Annotated in this window: 15 protein-coding genes; 11 read left to right on the forward strand and 4 right to left on the reverse strand. The window is 39.1% G+C overall.

Features of this window, described 5'->3' with window-relative positions; genetic code table 11:
* Positions 1-142: 142 nt before the first annotated feature.
* The gene (locus AC2EXB_RS03805) at positions 143-508 is read right to left on the reverse strand and encodes a PH domain-containing protein (RefSeq protein WP_483603758.1); all 366 of its coding nucleotides are present in this window, start codon (positions 506-508) and stop codon (positions 143-145) included.
* Positions 509-783: 275 nt separating this feature from the next.
* Here AC2EXB_RS03805 and AC2EXB_RS03810 point away from each other — a divergent pair, with 275 nt between their 5' ends.
* The 5 genes from AC2EXB_RS03810 to AC2EXB_RS03830 all read left to right on the forward strand — a co-directional run bounded on the left by AC2EXB_RS03810 (position 784) and on the right by AC2EXB_RS03830 (position 9,681).
* A complete protein-coding gene (locus tag AC2EXB_RS03810) occupies positions 784-2,400 on the forward strand; it encodes a DUF2075 domain-containing protein (protein ID WP_483603760.1) in 1,617 nt (538 codons plus the stop codon).
* A 111-nt stretch (positions 2,401-2,511) separates the two neighbouring features.
* A complete protein-coding gene (locus tag AC2EXB_RS03815; protein WP_483603762.1) occupies positions 2,512-3,693 on the forward strand; it encodes a DUF3800 domain-containing protein in 1,182 nt (393 codons plus the stop codon).
* A gap of 83 nt (positions 3,694-3,776) precedes the next feature.
* Positions 3,777-4,208, forward strand: coding sequence for a hypothetical protein (locus tag AC2EXB_RS03820; protein WP_483603764.1), 432 nt, complete (start codon positions 3,777-3,779; stop codon positions 4,206-4,208).
* Between the two features lie 1,534 nt (positions 4,209-5,742).
* A complete protein-coding gene (locus AC2EXB_RS03825) occupies positions 5,743-7,869 on the forward strand; it encodes a KAP family P-loop NTPase fold protein (RefSeq protein ID WP_483603766.1) in 2,127 nt (708 codons plus the stop codon).
* 468 nt (positions 7,870-8,337) lie between these two features.
* Positions 8,338-9,681, forward strand: coding sequence for a PQQ-dependent sugar dehydrogenase (locus AC2EXB_RS03830; protein ID WP_483603768.1), 1,344 nt, complete (start codon positions 8,338-8,340; stop codon positions 9,679-9,681).
* Positions 9,682-10,345: 664 nt separating this feature from the next.
* Here the strand turns inward: AC2EXB_RS03830 and AC2EXB_RS03835 are convergent.
* Positions 10,346-11,035 (reverse strand): GIY-YIG nuclease family protein, encoded by a 690-nt coding sequence (locus AC2EXB_RS03835; RefSeq protein ID WP_483603770.1) that lies wholly within the window; start codon positions 11,033-11,035, stop codon positions 10,346-10,348.
* 179 nt (positions 11,036-11,214) lie between these two features.
* Here AC2EXB_RS03835 and AC2EXB_RS03840 point away from each other — a divergent pair, with 179 nt between their 5' ends.
* Together AC2EXB_RS03840 and AC2EXB_RS03845 are read left to right on the forward strand one after the other, a co-directional pair.
* Entirely contained in the window at positions 11,215-11,913 is a 699-nt protein-coding gene (locus tag AC2EXB_RS03840; RefSeq protein ID WP_483603772.1) for a DUF4085 family protein, read from the forward strand.
* 228 nt (positions 11,914-12,141) lie between these two features.
* On the forward strand, positions 12,142-13,620 hold the full coding sequence (locus tag AC2EXB_RS03845) for a phytoene desaturase family protein (RefSeq protein WP_483603774.1): 1,479 nt from the start codon (positions 12,142-12,144) through the stop codon (positions 13,618-13,620).
* A 110-nt stretch (positions 13,621-13,730) separates the two neighbouring features.
* On the opposite strand, the gene AC2EXB_RS03850 is transcribed toward AC2EXB_RS03845, so the two are convergent.
* Both AC2EXB_RS03850 and AC2EXB_RS03855 read right to left on the reverse strand, forming a co-directional pair.
* Positions 13,731-15,020 carry an aminotransferase class V-fold PLP-dependent enzyme gene (locus AC2EXB_RS03850; RefSeq protein ID WP_483603776.1) on the reverse strand — a complete coding sequence of 430 codons (1,290 nt, stop codon included), beginning with the start codon at positions 15,018-15,020 and terminating at the stop codon, positions 13,731-13,733.
* Positions 15,021-15,047: 27 nt separating this feature from the next.
* Positions 15,048-16,313, reverse strand: a complete 1,266-nt coding sequence (locus AC2EXB_RS03855; protein ID WP_052652815.1) for a dicarboxylate/amino acid:cation symporter — start codon at positions 16,311-16,313, stop codon at positions 15,048-15,050.
* A gap of 129 nt (positions 16,314-16,442) precedes the next feature.
* On the opposite strand from AC2EXB_RS03855, the gene AC2EXB_RS03860 reads away from it, so the two are divergent.
* The 4 genes from AC2EXB_RS03860 to AC2EXB_RS03875 all read left to right on the forward strand — a co-directional run bounded on the left by AC2EXB_RS03860 (position 16,443) and on the right by AC2EXB_RS03875 (position 20,152).
* Positions 16,443-17,339 carry a LysR family transcriptional regulator gene (locus tag AC2EXB_RS03860; protein WP_483603778.1) on the forward strand — a complete coding sequence of 299 codons (897 nt, stop codon included), beginning with the start codon at positions 16,443-16,445 and terminating at the stop codon, positions 17,337-17,339.
* A gap of 220 nt (positions 17,340-17,559) precedes the next feature.
* A complete protein-coding gene (locus tag AC2EXB_RS03865; RefSeq protein WP_483603780.1) occupies positions 17,560-18,402 on the forward strand; it encodes an aldo/keto reductase in 843 nt (280 codons plus the stop codon).
* A 345-nt stretch (positions 18,403-18,747) separates the two neighbouring features.
* The gene (locus AC2EXB_RS03870) at positions 18,748-19,371 is read left to right on the forward strand and encodes an EcsC family protein (RefSeq protein ID WP_235198326.1); all 624 of its coding nucleotides are present in this window, start codon (positions 18,748-18,750) and stop codon (positions 19,369-19,371) included.
* Between the two features lie 187 nt (positions 19,372-19,558).
* Positions 19,559-20,152, forward strand: coding sequence for a DUF4230 domain-containing protein (locus AC2EXB_RS03875; RefSeq protein WP_483603782.1), 594 nt, complete (start codon positions 19,559-19,561; stop codon positions 20,150-20,152).
* The last annotated feature ends 1 nt before the right edge of the window (position 20,153 follow it).

Raw genomic sequence — 20,153 nt, forward strand, 5'->3', positions numbered from 1 at the left:
TTTCATGCAATAGAATTGGCTGCATGAAGAGCGCAGTCTCTTACAATCATAATATGAAATTTAACTGAAGAGAAAAAAGGCCTTTCCAACATTTTATGTTGGAAAGGCCTTTTTTATTCTATAACGATACGTTCAATAAAACTTACAAAATTGCTTCTGCAATCACTTTATCCAGCTTCCGGATATCCACTTTCTTCGCCAAATTCAATTTGAACTTGCCAAGCGTCGTCCAAAGCTCGAGCTCCGTATTGAAATCGAAGGTGCCGGCATTCTCTGAAGAATACATGATGATCGACTTGAACGGAATCGTGTAGACTTCCACTTTCTTGCCTGTTAGACCTTGCTTATCGGAAATGATGAATCGCTTGTTTGTTACAACGGCTGTATCGCGTACGGTTTTATAAGCAATCTGCGCCACTTCTCCTGGAACCAGCAAATCCTTCACCGAATCCGGCACATCAATTTCCTGCGTGAATGTCCACGCCAACATTGCGTTTAGAGCTGACATAAATATGATCCTCCTTTTTCTTTCTATTTTAAGTATGGCATAACGGAAGATTTGCGTGAAGGTAGGAAAGTGGCATTTAAAACGGCATCGGCTATTATAATGGGACTTAAAAAAGGAAGAAAGACTGTTTTAAACAAATTTACAATAAATTTTCCAAAAGTAGTAAAAAGATAGTTAAATGATGCTAATATTAAGTTAATAAACAACAAAGCAAGTTTCATTTATATCTTCTTTTAATAAGTATCGATTTATTATTCACTTACTGGAAAGGCATGATGAATATGGGGTCAGTAGAACTAAAAACATGGAAGTTTAATAAAGATGCCTTGGATCAAATCAATAACGAGCGTTACTTCGATTATCCAGTGGTCTATTTTCTTAACAACAATTCGACGGTTTACATCGGAGAAACGATTGCGTTTAAAAATCGGATGAAATCCCATTTGAACAATAAAGAACGGAAGAACTTAGAGAAAATGACGCTCATCATTCATGAAGAGTTTCATCGTTCGGCTACTTATAACCTGGAAACGAAATTGATCAATTATTTCTTAGGCGACGATCGCTACAAGCTGCAGAACAAAAGTCAAACGGCGCAAAGCGTGACGCATAATTACCACAACAAAGAGTTCTATGACAAAGAAATATTCAATGAGATATGGAAAGAATTATTGAGACGGAGAATGGTGAACAACCCTGTGCATGTGATTGAAAACAGGGACATTTTCAAACTTTCTCCTTTTAAAGAATTAACGATTACACAGCTCGAGCTGAAGAATAAAATCCTTGAGGTTTGCGAGAATCACATCGATAACGATGAAACTTTTGTCTTTATGATTAAAGGCGAAGCAGGGGTCGGGAAGAGTGTGGTCCTCAGTTCGGTATTCAACAGCATCCAAGAACGTGCAGCGAATAAAAGCTCCAATCTGTATAAAACGAAAAACCATTTACTCGTCAATCATTCAGAAATGCTTAAAACGTATAAGAACATCGCGGCCAATGTGAAATTTCTCAAAAAGAACAATTTCGATAAGCCGACAAGCTTTATTAATAAACAAAAGAATGCAGCAGAAAAAGCCGATATTGTTCTGGTCGACGAAGCGCATTTATTGCTGAGCCGGGCAGATGCCTTTAATGGTTTCAACGAAAACAATCAATTGGAAGAAATCATCAAGCACAGCAAAGTCGTCATCGTCGTCTACGACGACAAACAAGTCTTAAAACTAAAAAGCTATTGGGACGAAGAGCGGCTTAAGAAAATTGTATCTGGCTATCAACGAGAAGAGCCTTATGTTTTACGGGACCAGTTCCGCATGAACGCGGGAGAAGATGTGATCGACTGGATTGACAACTTCGTGAAGAAACGAATTCTGGAGCTGCCAAAAGACGAAAACTATGATTTTCAAATATTCGACTCGGCCAAGGAAATGCATGAAGCGATTGTAGAGAAAAACGAGGAATATGGACTTTCCAGAGTGGTTTCCACCTTCGACTACGAACACAAAAAAGACGGACAACAGTACTACATCAAAGAAGATAGACTAGAAATCCCCTGGAACTCAACCGATTCCAAAAACACTTGGGCAGAAAAGCCGGAGACAATTAAAGAGGCAGGATCCATCTATACGATTCAAGGTTTTGATCTCAATTATGTAGGCGTGATATTGGGGCCGTCCGTTACTTATGATGAGCAAGATGACTTCCTGAAGATTGTGACTAAAAAGTACAGTGATACCGAGGCCTTCAGAGGAAAAGATGGAATTGAGGATGTTGAAAGAGCGAAAGAACAGATTATCTTGAATTCGATTAATGTGTTGATGAAGAGAGGGATAAAGGGGCTTTATATTTTTGCGAGTGATGAGGGGTTGAGGAATCATCTATTGAGAATTTAACAGGTGATAGTAAGAAATATGATTGTTTGTTCTTTGTTTACTGAAAACTTAAAAATGAAATGCTAGGGCATTACTTTATAAGAATATCTTATTTTAAGTGGGAGTGGTTTTATGAATAAAGGATTAGAAGAAGTTTTAGCAGAAATGAATAACGAAGGAATGAATGAAGAAGAGATTATTTTATTGGATGAAGAGAAAGAGGCAGAGCGTATAAAAAAAGGAGAAGAACTTTGGATTGCTGTACAACAAGGAAATACAAATCATTTGATAACTAAAATTGCGACTATCTTAAATAAATATCCTGAAACCAGAAATTCAGATGTTGCTCTTATGATAAAGTATTGGGAAATATTTCAAGAGCATCGAGGAGGAACTGTAAGTTTAGAGAAATTGTTTGAACTCGAACGATTAACCTCTGTAGCAAGAGTACGCGCTAAAATTCAAAATGAATATCGTTTATTCCAGAGTGATAAGAAAGTTAGAAGATTTAGAAGGAACAATGAGGAAATTCAGAAAGAAATTCAAATAGCAACTAAACCGGCTGTTGATTATATTTCAATATATGCGGATGAAAGTGGAAAGAATGACGAGTATGCAATTGTAGGTAGCATTTGGATTCTGGCAAATGAAGGAGAACTTAATAGTAATTTGATTGAATGGGCTCAGCAAAGAAAGCAAGAAGATGAATCGTTTCCTGATGAATTTCATTTCAATAAATTAAAAAATAACGGCAATAATCTGCAAGTTTACAAAGATTTTGTAAACTTCGCTATTAGTAATGGTCACATGGTCGGATATAAAGCTATAGCAGCAAATCAAACTAAACTTCAGGTGTCTATAGATGATTTAAATACAGAATTATTTTATCAATTAATTAGAATTGGAATGGAACATGAGACTGAAAGTGGAAGAATCCAATTGCCTAAACAAGTAGCTTATTTTAAGGATAAAGAGGATGGTGAGAGTGCTCTTCGAATAAACCAAATAAAGCAATCTTTAATTGATAATTTTAAAATACATTATGATGAAAAGGTAAAATTAAACGCTTTTCATTCATTGGACTCTAAAATGAGTCGACTGATACAAGTAGCTGACTTATTTACAGCAGCAATTAATCGAAAGATAAATCATCAACAAAAGAATCCGGAAGCCAATTTAAACGCAAAAGACGAATTCGCTGATTATCTATACGATTTACTTAATATTGAGGTGTTAAATTATAACGCGGAGCAGATAGCAGAGATAGCAGACCAGTCAAAAAATGATTTAGCTACATTATATATTTTTGATTAGGTAATTTGATGTCCCCCTAAGAAGAACTTTAGGGAAATTAAAACTTATTTTATTGATTAAAAAAGTTACAGGGAGGAAATAATATGAGCCGAAAAGTTGATTCAAAGGACTTTGAAGTAGTAAAGAGTATTCCGATCTCAAATGAAAACAATAATATATTATCTGGGATAGAACTAGTTACTAGAGTAGTACAACAAGTACCAAGTGAAGTATGGAAAGAAGGGGCAATTGCTTTATTTAATCAATTTAATAAACACTTAGATGATGAAAGAGAAGGGAAAAAGAAAATTAGAGACACTAGAAATGAACTATTGTATTTGGAAATTAAAGATTTAATTGAAAATATTCGGAAAGAAGAGAATGGAGAAGAATTCAATCAAGAAAGAATCAATAAATGGTATGAGCGTCTTGATAGGAAAGAAGTAGAGCTGAAAGAAATGCAAAATGATGCAGATGGTTTAGCAAAAGGATTGCTAAAACTTACAAAACAATTTATTGCAAAGAGATTTGAATAGATAATGCCTTTACTACATTTAATAAAGATAGACTTTACGCCAAAAATCATTGTTTTTTAAATATAAGAAGTGGCAAATCGCGTTCCTGTGCCAAACTCAATAATACTTATTAATTACTGTGCATAAAGAAATTGCTGTATCTCCTAACCTCGCAAGTTAACGGATACGGCTTTTGTGTTTTAGGAGAAGAGTTGAATATGTATAATAAGTGCGAAACAGGTAGAACATGGGCAAATTAAGAAATTATGTCTTTGGAGAAGAAACAATTCTAAATAACTTTGACAATACATTACAGTTCACAATTCATGCTATATACATGACCACACTGCATCTACCAATGTATCGGTTGTGGTTTTTTCTTCTTATTCATTCGCATAAATTATTTGGTGCTTCTGAGGCTCCCAGGGAAGCGTAATAAGTATCATTCGAAATATTCACAAAAATTTTATGATTCTAATAAATTTTGTTTGCAATTTCATAAAACTATAGGATGTTAGAATTTCAACAAAATATATCTTAAGGCGTCAGGGCAACGGTTACTAAAGCTGATCCAAAAACAGCAGTCATACAATTCACAACTTCTAACATAGAATCAAGCATGAAATTACTTGTCATAGTGACCACCACCCTTTTTTTAGCTATTAAAAGTAACTGAAGTGTTAAAGATAAAGCAAATAAAGTTGCCCATAAGCCTGGATTCTCTGACCCCTTAAAATATACTTGTAAATAACATATCATATATTTTTTGTTATATGCAAACGTATATTAAAAAATTATACACAAGAAATTGGAGATTTTAAGAAGGTATAAAGTACAATCAGTAAATTTGCTTTCTTCTAATAATAAAAAAATTCTATGATTTTGAAATCTGATATCCCCTAAACTTTAGCAGCAAGTGTCATTATGGTTCAGGGTAAAATATGAGGTGGAATTCAGTCAGGATGTTTTAAAAGTCTTAAAAGATAATAGTGCAACGGTGATAGAAAAAGTGAATATCAGAGATATATATCTGTATTGAAAAAAAAGTGTGTCTGAGATTTTTAAACAAACTATACTAGTGAAAATGTCAACTCTGCACTTGTAGTACATGCAAGAACAAGGTAGCGTCCCAGGGAAAGAAACAATTTTAAAGCATTCTGACTATGTACTACAATTCATTTTCTACACAATTAAAGAGCATTAAACTCAAGGTTTTGAGTCACGGCTTTACTGTTTTATTTAAGGATATAAATTGTGTGAGAATTGTGCCACTCCCTGGAAAGCGAAACGAATGTTGGAGTTAATGCCATTGTGAAATGATTGAATAGCTGAAAAAAGTTATTTGATTAAGAGTCGATGTAGGTTATAAATTTGAACTTTAAAAAAGAAACGCCCTAGTTCCATATCAAGTAGGGCAGAAATCTCCTTAAGTATGAATTTAGTCGGAAAATTAAAGTTTTGAGATTCATGCAAAAAAGAGATTTGTTGAGGACTATTTACTCGCGGATTATGCAAATAAAAATATTTATAGAACTTTCAAGAAAGGCGGCTTTTAATGCTAAGTGAAAATTATTCTTCGGATAAACCAATAAAAAATCCTGAATTTGACAGGTTTAATAGATATCAATTTTCTAAGAGGGTAGCAGAGGTTATTTCTAAAAGAGATGACCCAAGTAGCATAGTCATCGGTCTTTATGGAGCATGGGGGGATGGAAAGACTTCAGTCTTAAATTTTATCGAAGGCGAGTTAGATAATGAAGATCAAGTTGTTTGTATGAAATTTAATCCATGGCGTTTTGGTACAGAAGATGAGATGCTAATATATTTTTTTCATGAATTAGCTAAAACTATTGAACGTACTATAATTTCTAAGAAAGAAAAGCTAGGAGGAGTGATTGAGAAATTTGCAAAACCGATAGCGGCGATAGCTGGGAAAAGTGAGGTAATTGAAGGAGTACAATTACTTTTTTCTCAAGCGGATGTTCAGGATTTAAGAGCACGTGTTGAGGAGATTTTACACGAAGAAAAAAAGAGGATAGTCATTTTAATCGATGATATCGATAGGTTAGATAAGAATGAGATTCATACTTTGTTTCGATTAGTTAAATTAACCGCTGACTTTGATTACACTGCTTATATATTAGCATTTGATAAAGATGTGGTTTCATCGGCCTTGAGTGATAAGTATGGAGGAAGCTCAACGAAAGTAGGATCGTCTTTTATAGAAAAGATAATTCAAGTCCCGCTTTCTTTGCCGATAATAGATGGAGAAGATTTAAGAACTTTTTATATGAATGAAATAACAAAAGTTTTGTCATTATCGAATATTGAACTTTCAAAGACGGATTTAAGAAATTTCATGCTTGAATTTACAGGGGGCTTAGAAGGATATTTAAAAACACCGAGGCAAGTGAAAATGTATTCAAACACATTAATGTTTGCTTTACCAATACTTTGGGATAAAGTTAATACAGTAGATTTAATGCTGCTCGAAGGAATTAAAGTTTTATTGCCGGAATTATATAGCTTAATTTATGAAAACCCCTCTTTATTTTTAGAAGACACTAAATATGGAATGGTTTTTAAACAAAGCGAGAAAGAAAACAGGAAAAAATTAATAGAAGATGCTCTGGAAAGTATCGGTGAAGAAAAAAAGGAGAAATTAAAAGATTTACTGCTTTTCTTATTTCCTAAATTAAATTGCTTATACAAAAACATCTCATTTTCTGTTGAATCAGAAGTGAAGTGGAGCGAAAACAAACGAATTTGCTCACTAAATTATTTCACAAGATATTTCACATATGCGATTTCATCAACCGATATTTCTGATATAGCAATAAGAGATTTGATAGCCAGAGCAGAAAATCAATCAGTTGATGAGATTATTAATGATATACAAATAATAATGACTGAAAAGAACGCTTCAAAGTTTGTTTCGAAATTAAGGGAGTTGAGTAGAGGTTTCGCACCTCAACAATCAAAAACACTAGCAATTGCTATGGCGCGTATAGGTGGAAGTCTTCCGAATCCCATACAACTTTTAAGGGGATTTAATAGTTACGGACAGGCCGCTGCATTTACAGGAGACTGTATTGAGAACTTAGAAGACAGAGAAGAACGAAACAATTTAGCAACCGAAGTTATTAGACAGGCAAGTTCACTGTCTTTCGCTTTACAGAGCTTAACATGGTTCAGAAGAAATACTGAAGAACACCCGAATCCAAACGGTTTTAATGACTATGAGTACGCAGAAGTAGAGAAGGTATTTGGTGACCGAATTAAAAGGGAATTGAATAATAATGAAGCTATTGGTATCGAAGAGCTTGAATGGTTTCCTTCTATTTTGTCAATCTGGAAAAAATATGAAGGGGCAGAAGAGATAAAGATAACTATTGATAAAAATATTCAAAGGAATCCAAAGTTCTTGTTTGAGTTACTGAACTCCTACACTGCCAAAGTGACAAGTGATTACGGGACTGGAAAATCTTCTTTTAGAAAAGAAGATTACGAATCAGTCGGAAAGGTATTAGACGTTGATAAAATAGCGAGTGAAATTGAAAAGATATATAGCGAACTTCAAGAAGATAATTCTTACCCAGAATGTATAGGAGCGTCACGAGAGGAAATGTTAGCAAGGCAATTTTTATGGTTCTATAAAAATTTTGATGGGGAAAACAGTTGAAAATTATATCTCGAGAAAAATTAATAAAGCTATACTATGTCGTATACAATACAAGTTATATAATAAAACTGCATAAGTAATCAATTGAATGCAGTAATTAAATATATCGCGTGCCCCAGGGGAAAGAAACAATTCTAAACCATTATAACTATAAATTACAATTGCATACAAAAGATACTCTATCCTTTGAATATATGGTTTCGAGGGATAGAGTTTTATTATTTTTTCGGAAATTGGAATTGTCAGTAGATTTTCCGCTCCTAAAGAAGCGTTTACAAGAATTTAGTAATTCATGAAAAAAGCAATATCGTTATTTATTTTCAGATAATTATGATAACATTATTTTCAAATGGGTTTCGTACTTTTAATGAGTATACAGGATGTCTTAATCAATTTTGATGCTAGGTTTCAAGAGGATGCCCTTTAATAGATATTCAGCTTAATACTTTGAGAAGAGGAGGAAAAACGATGACAAAAATTTCGTGGTCAAGGTTTTTATTCTTTTCAATGCTGATCTTTATATTGTCTTTAGCAGCATGTAACAGTGACAATACTTCAAACGAAGAACCCACTGAAGATCCGAATGTTGCGACAGAAGAAAATACTGGCGATTCGCCCGAAGAATCAACGGATGACTCGGATGCTACAACAGAACAAAGCCCAGATGCAGAACCTGCAGAAACTGAACCAAAAGTTACAGAGTTTGAACCGGCATTTCCAGAACAAACGAGAGTACCTGCAGTAGTGACTGAAACAGAACTTAATGAGGAAGTTATTGTTGACGGTCTTGGCGTGTCTTGGGGGATGGAAGAGTTTGAACCAAACCGCTTGCTTGTTACGCAAAGAGATGAAGCAGAACTTCTTATTGTAAACCTTGAAGATGGATCTGTTTCAGATCCAATCGAAGGTACTCCAAAAGTAGCTAACGGAGGTCAGGGCGGTTTGCTTGATGTGGCCATTGCACCTGATTTTGACGAATCAAGATTGGTATTTTTGACGTTTTCTCAAGATGTTGAAGGTGGTACTTTAACGGCTGTCGGTAAAGGAGTTTTATCAGAAGATGAAGCTTCACTTGAAAATTTTGAAGTGATCTTCCAAGCCGAACCAGCTTATGATGGTGATTTACATTATGGTGGACGCATTATCTTTGATGAAGAAGGAAACTTGTTCTTAACAACGGGTGAACGTTCAGATGTTGAAAGCCGCGATCGCGCACAAGACTTGGATGCTTACTTGGGGAAAGTCATTCACATTACACAAGACGGGGAACCAGTGGATACGAATCCATTTATCGAAGATGAAGACGCACTGGATGGCATTTACAGCTACGGTCACCGCAATATTCAAGGGATAGACTTCCATCCTGAAACAGGAGACTTATGGATTGTCGAATTCGGTCCACAAGCCGGGGATGAACTGAATATTGTTGAACCAGGCAATAACTATGGATGGCCGATTGTTTCTTATGGCATCGAGTATACTGGTGAATTGATCAATGATGGTATTTCAGAACACGAGGCGCAAGGTTTTATTGAACCAAGATATTATTGGGATCCAACAAGTGCGCCAAGCGGCAGTTCATTCTATGATAACGACGCAATTCCTGAATGGGAGAACAACCTGTTCATCGGTGGGTTAGTGTCGAGCTATATTGCACGAGTCGTTATTGAAGGGGACACCATCGTTGGAGAAGAACGTCTACTGACTGACGAAGGCGAACGTTTCCGTGATATTCTTGTAACGGAGGATGGCGCGCTTATTGCAGCCACTGATGGCGGTAAGATTTATAAGATTTCTGCAGCAGGTGAATAAAAAACGCGTCCCTTTCTCAAATGGGATTCAGTCTACTGACTAGAATTATATGAAGAATTAGCCGTATCCGATAACCTCAATGGATACGGCTTTCTTATTTTTTCAGTAAAATTTATTGTTCATGCATGTTTCGACACAGTGACGATCTGAAAACAGCTGGAAATGTAATCTTTCTGTTGTGCTTTGGAGATTACCTTCGTAAACACATCCATTGTAAACATTCTGCAGCCCGGCTCTGGCAAGCGGAAAATCAAAAATCAAAATACACCAAAGACACTGTAATTAAGTTGCTGTGTCTTTTTTCTTTGGAATTGTTTATATAAAACGACTTTACATTAGCTTTGGGAGATTGATAGTGGTGAGACAGCTTATCTTTCGTCAACAGTTGGCGGATTTCGTTCGTTTAAAAAAATCTGCAGCACATCAAAATAAGTAGCGATTTCCATATAGCGATCAAGCGGCATCGTGAAATTCGAATTCATCTGGGTGCGGACGCGGCGTGCATATGCGCATTTTAATATAAGCAAAACATAATTGAATGACGTAACAGCCGAGAATGGCATGTATGGGGATATAGAACAATATAAATTAAATGCTTAATATAGATGTTAAAAGAACCTTGATACTCTCAAGGTTCTTTTTTGGAAATATAAATGAAATTGTTTTACTTCTCTCTCAAAACACCAGCAGCAACCAAATTAGTCAAAGCGCCTTTATTTTTAAATCTGAAATATCCGCTTAAACGGTTTAAGTCTTTTTGAGTCAAAGCAGTTAGATCTGTAGCAAGTTCATATTCGTTTTCTAGCTTTGTAAGCAAAGTTTTCGCGAATTCCACTTGCTTGGCTGTTAACAATTTGTCTTCTTTATTCTCATTTTCAGTTTTGGGCGCTGTTTTTTTCTTTTCTTTAATCGGGAGGATGGATTGGTTAATTTCTTCAGTGTATTTTCCAGCTTTAATCCAGGCAAGGTCCTCTTTGGTTAATGCAAACCATTCTCCTTCAAGCCTTTTATCAGTGAAATGTTTATGGAAAGCAACTTCTGTTTGATGATGGTTGCCGGTTTTTATGAGGAAAATAAGCTTGTTTTCAAAAGGTAACTTCACGCCGAATATATTCATTCTTTTTTCAAGGTTTCTCGTCTTGCCGATTTTGAAAGAGCCATTCATGTATTCTTGTACAAAGTAAACATATCCTGGAGCTTTACCCTGCAAATCAGGGGATTCAATAATTTGCTCGAGCTCATATTGATTTGATTCGAAAAGGTAGATCTTTTGCTGCTGAATGTCTGGATGAGTAATTGGTGGTTCGGAAGCAGTTTTGTTGGAAAAAAGGTTTTTGAAGATGTTTTTAACCATATGTAGACGCCCTCCAGATTGATTTAATGTTAAATACAATTATAGCTTATACAAGGACTTTTTTCTTATATATCTCAAAATATGTAAATAGGGTACTATATACATAATTACTTTATTCTTGAAAGGTATTTAGAAATTGTATCGCTGCCAGCGAAATGAATCACCAAGGAGGCCCACTGATGAGATACTTTACAAAAGATTGGTACGATGAAATGCAGGTTTCCGGCTTTCTTGCGTTGCACGATTCGGAAGAGGATTGGGAAGAGGAATTGGAATACCATCGCAAAGAAGGAAATGATTTACGGGAAATGCAATTGCGCAACCTGGAAGATATGCGGGGAAGTTTGCTGCGCTTCTTGCCGGAGGATTTTCATCCGTATATTCACGACGGCACACTGGTGACTGAATACCCGACAACGGAACTGCGCATGCTCGTCAATCGGTGGGAGCGGGATTACGAGCAGCGGATGAAAGAACTGAGTGAACGGGAGAGGCTGCATTTCGAGTCTATTAAAGCGGAACTCCCACCAACAGCAGTAGAGCTGATGGAGAATGGTCTGCACGATGCGGTCGTTCTATCAGTTGAAAGACCGGTTGAAGATCAACTTGTCTTGACGGTCGACTGCAGTGGAGGATTCCATTATTTCACCGACGTCCGTTTCACTTTTGAAGGGGTCAGCTATTCAAATATTCCGGCTAATTTCAAAGGTGTCTGGTGGCTGTATGATGAAATTTACAAAACTGAAGACGGCTTTGAGCTTCATACATTGTTCGACTCCCCGATGACGGAAACGGTGATTCGGGCACGCGATGTGAAAATTGAACCGCTGAAACTGCCTTTGAAGCGAAGGCTGAAGAAATGGTTTAGAAGGGGTTAGAGATTGCGAAGGCAAGAATAGCAACGGGAATTAAATACTAGAAAAGCGTATGCAATTTCCAGAAATGAGGAATTGCATATGCTTTTTTATTACCTTGACCACGTTTATTTTTAAGTTTTTATTTGCTGAAGTTAAAAGTTATTCTGCAGCCCGGCTCTTGCAGTCGGGTTTTTTAGTAGCTATTTTTATTGATTATCGGCATGATGAAAGAAAAAGGGAGGCTGGATCATGGGCAAACGGGTTTTGATTGTTGGAGCGGGAATCGGCGGATTGACGGCGGGTTCGCTGCTCGCGAAGCATGGCATGGAGGTGACGCTGCTCGAAGCATCGGCGGAACTGGGCGGATGCGCGAGCAAGTTCAAGCGTAAAAAGCTGCTGTTTCCGGTCGGCGCCACGCTTGGCATGGGGCTGGAGGCTGGTGGCATCCATGAGCGGGTATTCCGTTTCCTGGACAAGCCAATGCCGCTCGAACCGCTCGACCAAGTGATGGAAATGGTGCATCCCCATGCAACATTTGTATTTTTGAAAGACCGTAAACAGCACGTCGATCGCATTGTACATGAATTCCCAAAATACGAACACCATATTCGCGCGTTCTATAAAGAAATCTACCGAACCGCTTCAACTGTTCGGACGCTGATGGGACCGCTTCCTGCTCTGCCGCCTGCAACTCCTAAGGAATGGGCGTTTCTGTCCGCCTCTATCCGTCCTCGCCATGCGCGGCTTCTGCCCTTTGCCAATCAAACCTTGGAGCAGCGGCTGCATAAGCATGGACTGGGTCACCTGTCCGCTTTTCGTCACATGCTGGACGGCTTGCTGATCGACAGCATGCAAACCGGCAGCGAAGACGTCTCGTATCTGCTTGCAGCAGTAGCTCTCGATATCTACCATGAAGGCGCCTATTACGTGCCGGGCGGACTTTACCGTCTGGCGGAAGAGATGGCCGAAAGCATCAAGGAGCACGGCGGCACCATAAAAAAGCCGCGCACCGTCCAGAAACTCGAACGGCACGGCGGCGTGTGGCAAGCGTGGGATCATCGCGGCAATGTATATGAAGCGGAAGATGTGGTGCTCAACGTCCCGGTCCATCAGTTGCCGAAAATCCTAGCACCGGATAACTTAAACCAAATGAAAAAACCGCTTCGCAAAGCGACCGTAAAACCGATGTGGACGACGCTGACGCTGTATATTGCAGTGGATTCCACGAAGCTTGGCGAACCGCTGCCGCCGTTCCGCCAAATTTCCACTGGCGAAAGTATGTCGGAAGGCGGCCACTTTTTCATGTCAGCATCACTTCCGGATGACCGGCTGCGCGCCCCGGAAGACATGCAGACGATAACGATTTCCACTCATTCCAAAGCGCAGCATTGGAATACGAAAGAAAAATACGATGCCACCCGCAGCATGCTGACAGAACGGATGCTGGAAGCTATTGAAGCAGTGGTTCCCGGTTTCCGAGATGCAATCATCCACATGGAAACCGGCGCGCCGAAAGGCTGGGAACGTTTCACCGGACGGCCGAACGGCTTTGTCGGCGGATTTCCACAAACATTGGATGCCTCCCTCTTCAATTCCGTTTCCCACCACTCCGGGCTGCCGAATCTCTACCTCTGCGGTGATCATGTGTTTCCGGGCGGCGGCACAATTGGTGCTGCAACGAGCGGCATCCACGCCGCGCGGTCGATTGCCGGACGCCGGCTGATTTAATTCGGTTCCTGCGGATCTCCGCTTGTACAATATAATTCAAATCATTTTAAAGAAAAGCAAAAAGCTTTCTCCACAGCATCACAAGATGTTGAAGAGAAAGCCTTTTAGCATTAGGAATGTACGTTAGCTGCAAGTACGATTTCTTGAGTCGTTTTTAAAAACGCATCCACATCTTCTTTCGAATGGCAATGGATCGGTGACACTCTTACAATTTCTTTAAGCTCGACCGCTTCCAAAATCCTTTTGGAGTAATGGCTGCTGGATTCTCGGGCATAGACCAGGATATTGTGCTCGCCGTATTTCTGAACGGCCTCGGCACACGACATGTTTTCGAAAGTCAGCGCTAAGATTAAATCTTGATGGGTCCCATTTGCTTCTTCGAAATGGATGGTGACTGCAGGCATATCTTTGATGCCCATTGCATTCGCAGAGCCGTGAATAAAACGATGAAGGATCGCTTGTTCTTGCAGGTGAATGCGTTTCATCCCTTCGACGATTAAAGTGCGGCGATCCGTTGATTCATTGAAGTAGCTGCCGATGCGGCAAATGTAATGAATGATTTCGGTAAATCCTGCGAAATGAGCAGGGGTCGGGCTGCCGACATTCCAATTATCCACATCTGTTGCAAGCAAGCGATGATGGGGCAGGGAAGCGATGCGATCTGAAAGGTAAGCATAGCCGACTCCGCGGTTGCCGAACATTTTATATGGCGCTATGTTCAACGCATCAATTTTCCAATCATCGACGTCGATCACTCCATGAGGTGCCCCTTGAACCGCATCTACGACAATGACTGTATTAGGATTTTTTTCTTTGATGGCTTTTGCGTATTCTTTAATATCATGCATCGCTCCTGTGATGTTTGACGTTAGAATAACCGATACTAACACCGTCTTTTCGTCAATCAACTCAAGGATATTCAAAAGCGGTATGCTTCCGGAAGCCGGGTCCGCTGCTGCGACGCGCAGTTCATGATTATACTGTTCTGAAGCAAATTGGCAGGCATCGAAGGATGATGGGTGTTCAATTGCTGTCGTGACAATATTTCCGCCGGATTTTGAAGCAGCGACTGCAGTGATGATTTCAAACATGATTTTCGAAGCAGTAAGCGATGAAGCGATCGCCCCGTCTTTAGCATTCAGGAACAAGCGGATGTCTTCCGTTCCTTGTGCAATGACGTTGCGAATATCTAAAGCCACGTCATGATTGCGTTCTGGGCAATCTGGAAATGCTGAGTACTTGGCTTGAGCATCAACTGCCGCCTTTAAACGCAAGGAGCCGCCTGCGTTTTCAAAAAAAATACGGTCATTGCCATATACATCTTGCTTCAAAAAATAAAAGCGATCGTTTAACTGATCCTGGAGCTCCTGCGGGAAAAATTCTGTATTGCGTTCTGACATACGACACACGACCTTTCAATGCTTTTCTTAGAATACTTCTTCACTTGATGTATCGATTTTTGGATTGTTGGTAGAATTAAAAACAGCTTCATTTAAATCAGCATTTTTCTTAGCGACAACGGTAGTTCCAGTCAAATCTCCTGCAATATTAAGAGTGGTATGCCCCATATCGATGACCGGCCAAATCGCTGCCAGGATCGGGATGATCAATAACGGCATGCCTAGCGCTTCAAGAAGAACGATCGACATAACAATTCCTGCACCTCGTACACCAGCCGCTCCGATAGATAAGACAAGACCCAATAAAACGAATTGCAGAATCATGCCAATTGTGATCGGAATGTTGTACAAATTGGCTGCAAACACGGAAATAACTCCAATGGCTACTGCAAAGCCGTCCATATTGGCAGTGGCTCCAAAAGGAATAGTAAAGCCGGACGTTTTTTGGCTGATTCCTAAATTATTTTTAGATACCTGCATCGAGACCGGAATGGTCGCGGTACTCGTTGAGGTAGTAAAAGCAAAAAGCATGGATGGATAGATGTTTTTATAAAACTGAACTGGGTTCAAGCCTGTTGTGACTTTAAGGATAATCGGATAAACGATTAAAAGGACCAAAATCAATGCGATGTAATCCGCTATAACAAATTTGATAACAGCAGAAAGCATTTCCGATCCGAACGTTCCAACCAAACTCGCAAGCAAGGCGAATATGCCGTACGGAGCAAGCAAAATTACGTAACTTGTCAGTTTGAGCATGATGTTAGCGCTCTCATTTACAAACTTTGTAACGGTAGGGACGCTGTTCTCTCCCAAAGTAATCATGACCAATCCAATGAAAACGGTGAAAAGGATAATTGGCAGCATGTCCATATTCGCGAGGGACTGGAAGATATTCGTCGGAATCCACGTCATGAAATGCTCGACAAAACTGAATTCTGCCGCTTCTACAGTTTCCCCGTGGTCCAGTAAAGATTGAAGCCCTTTTCCTGGTTGTAAAATAAGTGCCACGATGACTCCGAATGATGTAGCGATGAAACTTGTAAGAACTAAATACAGCAAAAATCCTCCCCCGATTTTTCCAACTGATTTAGCATCTTTCATTTTCAAAATTCCCGCAAGAACTGAAGTTACGACAAGCGGGATGATCAACATTTTCAAAAGGTTGATAAACAACGTTCCAACGGGTTCTAAGTACTTTGCGTTTTCCCCTAATAAAAACCCGACGATGATACCGATTACTCCTCCGATTGCGATTTGCGTATATAACGGCAAATTCAACCACCATTTCATAAAGCCTCCCCCTTTGTAAGAAAATTAAGAAATAACTTTCTGTTTTAAGTATAGGAGTTCAAATAAATAGTGTAAAATTAAATTTATTAGTATTAAATATAAGGAAAACAGATATATGAGGTGGGAAGCATGAATTACAGCCAAATTGAATCGTTTCTCGCGATTATTAGGTTGGGCAGTTTATCGAAAGCGGCCGAGCATTTATATGTATCGCAATCAACCATCAGCCAACGGCTTCATTCGATTGAGAAAGAATACAATGTGACGTTATTGAACCGGGAGAAGGGCGTCAAAAGCGTGACTTTGACAAACGAAGGGGAACGTTTTTACCAGATTGCCGAGAGGTTTGAAACTTTGTATTCAGAAACGAGGAATTTAAAAGCCGGCAGCGCAGAAGCGACCATTAGCATCGGTGCAGTAGACAGTGTCCACAACTACGTATTAAAAGATATTTATTCAGCAATCGTGCATCGGGTGCCCGATATTCGGTTGGCTATTCGTACACATCAATCTAATGAAATTTACTATTTGATCGACCAGCGAAACATCGATATCGGATTTTCCTTGCAGGACCGGATTTTGAAAAACGTCAAAGTTCAAAAGCTGTTCGAGGAACAGATGGTCTTGATCCAGAAAAAGAATCCAAGTCTAACCCAATATGAAATGGACAATAGTTCGTTGAACCCAAAGCAACAACTGTTTATCAATTGGGGGATGAACTACCAAATCTGGCACGAAAAACATTGGGGACCGACAAGCAATACATTTATCCAAATAGATACAGCCAAAATGTTGGGAGACTTTTTGGAAGAGGATGGGATGTGGGCCATCGTTCCCGTTTCAATCGCCAGGGATTTTCACGCGAAAGGTTTGGTGGATGTATTTCTCTTAACGGATCCGCCACCGAGCCGATCCTGCTTTCAGGTTGAGAAGGAAGGGGGCAATAGCCAAGTGAAAGAGGTCAGTAAATTAATCCTTGGTTTAAAGGCTGAAATTGAGGAGGTAGTTAGACCGTGGAGAAGGTGATTGCAATCATCACTGATAGGTACTATTTTTAATCTTCTCCATGTGAAAAAAGTTTATCTCTTTCTATACGAACTTTCTAACATTTTAAGTAGCTCTGTTTTCTCCTTTTAAAATCATTTTTTAACTTCATTCTTATAGATTAAATCATAAAGTCTGAATAATTTGAGTTCACACCTCCTTAAGAGTACTCTTGAACTATACTTGAGAGGAGTGAAAGTGAATGGAAAAAGCGATACCAGAAGTGACATTGAATGATGGAACGAAATTGCCGGTGACGGGGCTCGGTACATATGGACTTTGGGGCAATGCCGGAGCGAATGCGGTGAGCAGCGGAATCAACGCCGGTTATCGGCTGATCGATACGGCTTATAATTATGAGAACGAGGGAGCCGTCGGGGAAGGCATCAAGCGCAGCGGCATTTCTCGCGAAGAGCTATGGATCACTTCGAAGCTGCCGGGGCGTTATCATAATTACGACAAAGCAATGGTAGCGATTCAGGAATCGCTGTACCGTTCGAATCTCGATTACTTTGATCTTTACGTCATTCATTGGCCGCTTCCGAAGCAAGATCTTTATGTAGAAGCGTGGCAAGCATTGATTGATGCGCAGAAGTGGGGACTGGTCCGCTCGATCGGCGTCAGCAATTTCTTGCCGGAACATTTGGAGCGCATTATCAAAGAGACGGGCGTTACGCCGAGCATCAATCAGGTGGAACTGCATCCGTTCTTTAATCAGGAAGAACAGCGGCGTGTGCATGAACAGCTCGGGATTCAAACGCAGTCCTGGAGCCCGATTGCAAGAGCAGCCGATATCATGTCGGAGGAAACGGTTCAAAAGATTGCCGAAACCCACCATAAAACGATTGCGCAAGTGGTACTGCGCTGGCAATACCAGATCGGCTCGGTTTCGATTCCGCGCTCTACTTCTCCAGAACGGCAGCGGGAAAACATCAATATTTTTGATTTTGAGTTAAGCGAAGAGGAAATGAAGGCGATTGCCGGAATGACGCGGCCGGATGGCAGATTGTTTGGGATGGATCCGGCGACGCATGAGGAGTTTTAAGGATTTTCAACTTGTTTGGTATACAGAATATGCAGAACCAAAATCATAATTTGTAAGGAAGTGCTCGGTTAGACTAGGCGCTTCTTTTTTTATGAACAGAACTAATAACAAAGTAAATCATAATTTCGAATTAGAGAATGAGATGATTAATTTAAGACTAATCGAATTAACCTTTGAGTAGAAACTTTGATATGAGATTAATTAATTTAGGAACAAATATGCTCCGCTCAATTTTTTCTGTCATTCCTTACTTTTTTATCCTTTTATTAAAAAATAAGGGGTTATTTTCTTGAACACCTGTTAAACTAAAATTCAATAAACTTAGTTTTATTTAGGAGGAATAGTGTGGCTGCAAATGAAGTTTCCATAGGTAAGATAGAAAAAATGTTGGATTGGGCATATGAAAAATCATTAGATGGTATTCCAGGAACGGATTCAGCTTATGAAATGGCCGAGAATTTTTTATCGAAACATGATACTGCTGATCAAGCTATCGACAGCTTAATTCGGTGGCAAAATACAAAAGCAGCCACTAGTGGCTTTCTTACGGGGTTAGGCGGGATAATTGTTCTGCCTGTTACATTACCCGCAAATATTGCTTCTGTAATGTATGTACAAGTTCGAATGATTGCAGCTATTGCACATATGAAAGGTTATGACTTAAAAGACGATCAAGTTAAAACTTTCGTTTTTGTATGTCTAACAGGAAAATCAGCTTCGGATATATTAAAAAAGACTGGCATCCAAGCAGGAAATGCCTTCGCTAAACAAGCCGTCCTGAGAATACCTGGTGAAGTCATTAAAGCAATAAATAAAAAAGTCGGTTTTAGACTGGTAACTAGGTTCGGGCAAAAAGGTGTAGTGAATTTAGGTAAAGCAATACCTATAGCTGGGGGAATTATCGGGGGGACAGTCGACGGAATAGGAACGGGGATAATTGGGAAGACTGCTAAGAAAGTGTTTGTTTGAGCAAAGTGTTTAAGAATATCTTCTAGGGACCATACTTCCTAAGCTTTATATTTAAAGACTGGCACTTCCAAACGTCAAGAAATTTTACGAGATAAATTAATTTAATACATTCATTCGTATTAAAAGCAGAGATACAGATTAATTTACTGCCCTATCAAGTGTAATAATATGTGAGGAGCACATACAGATGAAAAAAAGATTAGTCGGAGTTATTATTTCAATGTTACTCATCGTAATAGTTGGTTTAATTTTTTTACTTCAATTTAAGCCAATTGGAAGCAATGCTAGCCAAAGCTCTCATACATCCTTGCTACAAGAGAGAATTGTAGAAATATCAGAATTAGCTACGCTAGAGTATGAGTATAGTAAAGCAATGGTAAACCGGGATGACAAGAAAATTCCACTAACTGATATTCGCTTTGCAGAGACGATAAAGCTTATAGAGTATAAGGGATATTTGAAAGCCGGATCCGATCTATCGAAAGTAGAAATAATAGACGATGAAGAGGCAAACCGAGTGACAGTCAGAGTTCCAAAAGCAAGAATTCTCGATAATGTTGTGCAGACCGAGAACATGAAGATAGAAGATGTAAAAGGAAATATCTTCTCAGACCCTCCTACTCAGGAAATTATTGAAGATATTAACGAAGAGAAAATGAAATTTGAAGAAGAGAAAATCGACCAAGGATTTTTGACGGAGGCAGATAAAAGAACAGCGGAAGTTTTGAAATCTTTCTTAAGAGTCGATGAAGATGAGGAAATTGTCATTGAGTTTTATTGAA

This window comes from Planococcus alkaliphilus (genome assembly GCF_057031095.1).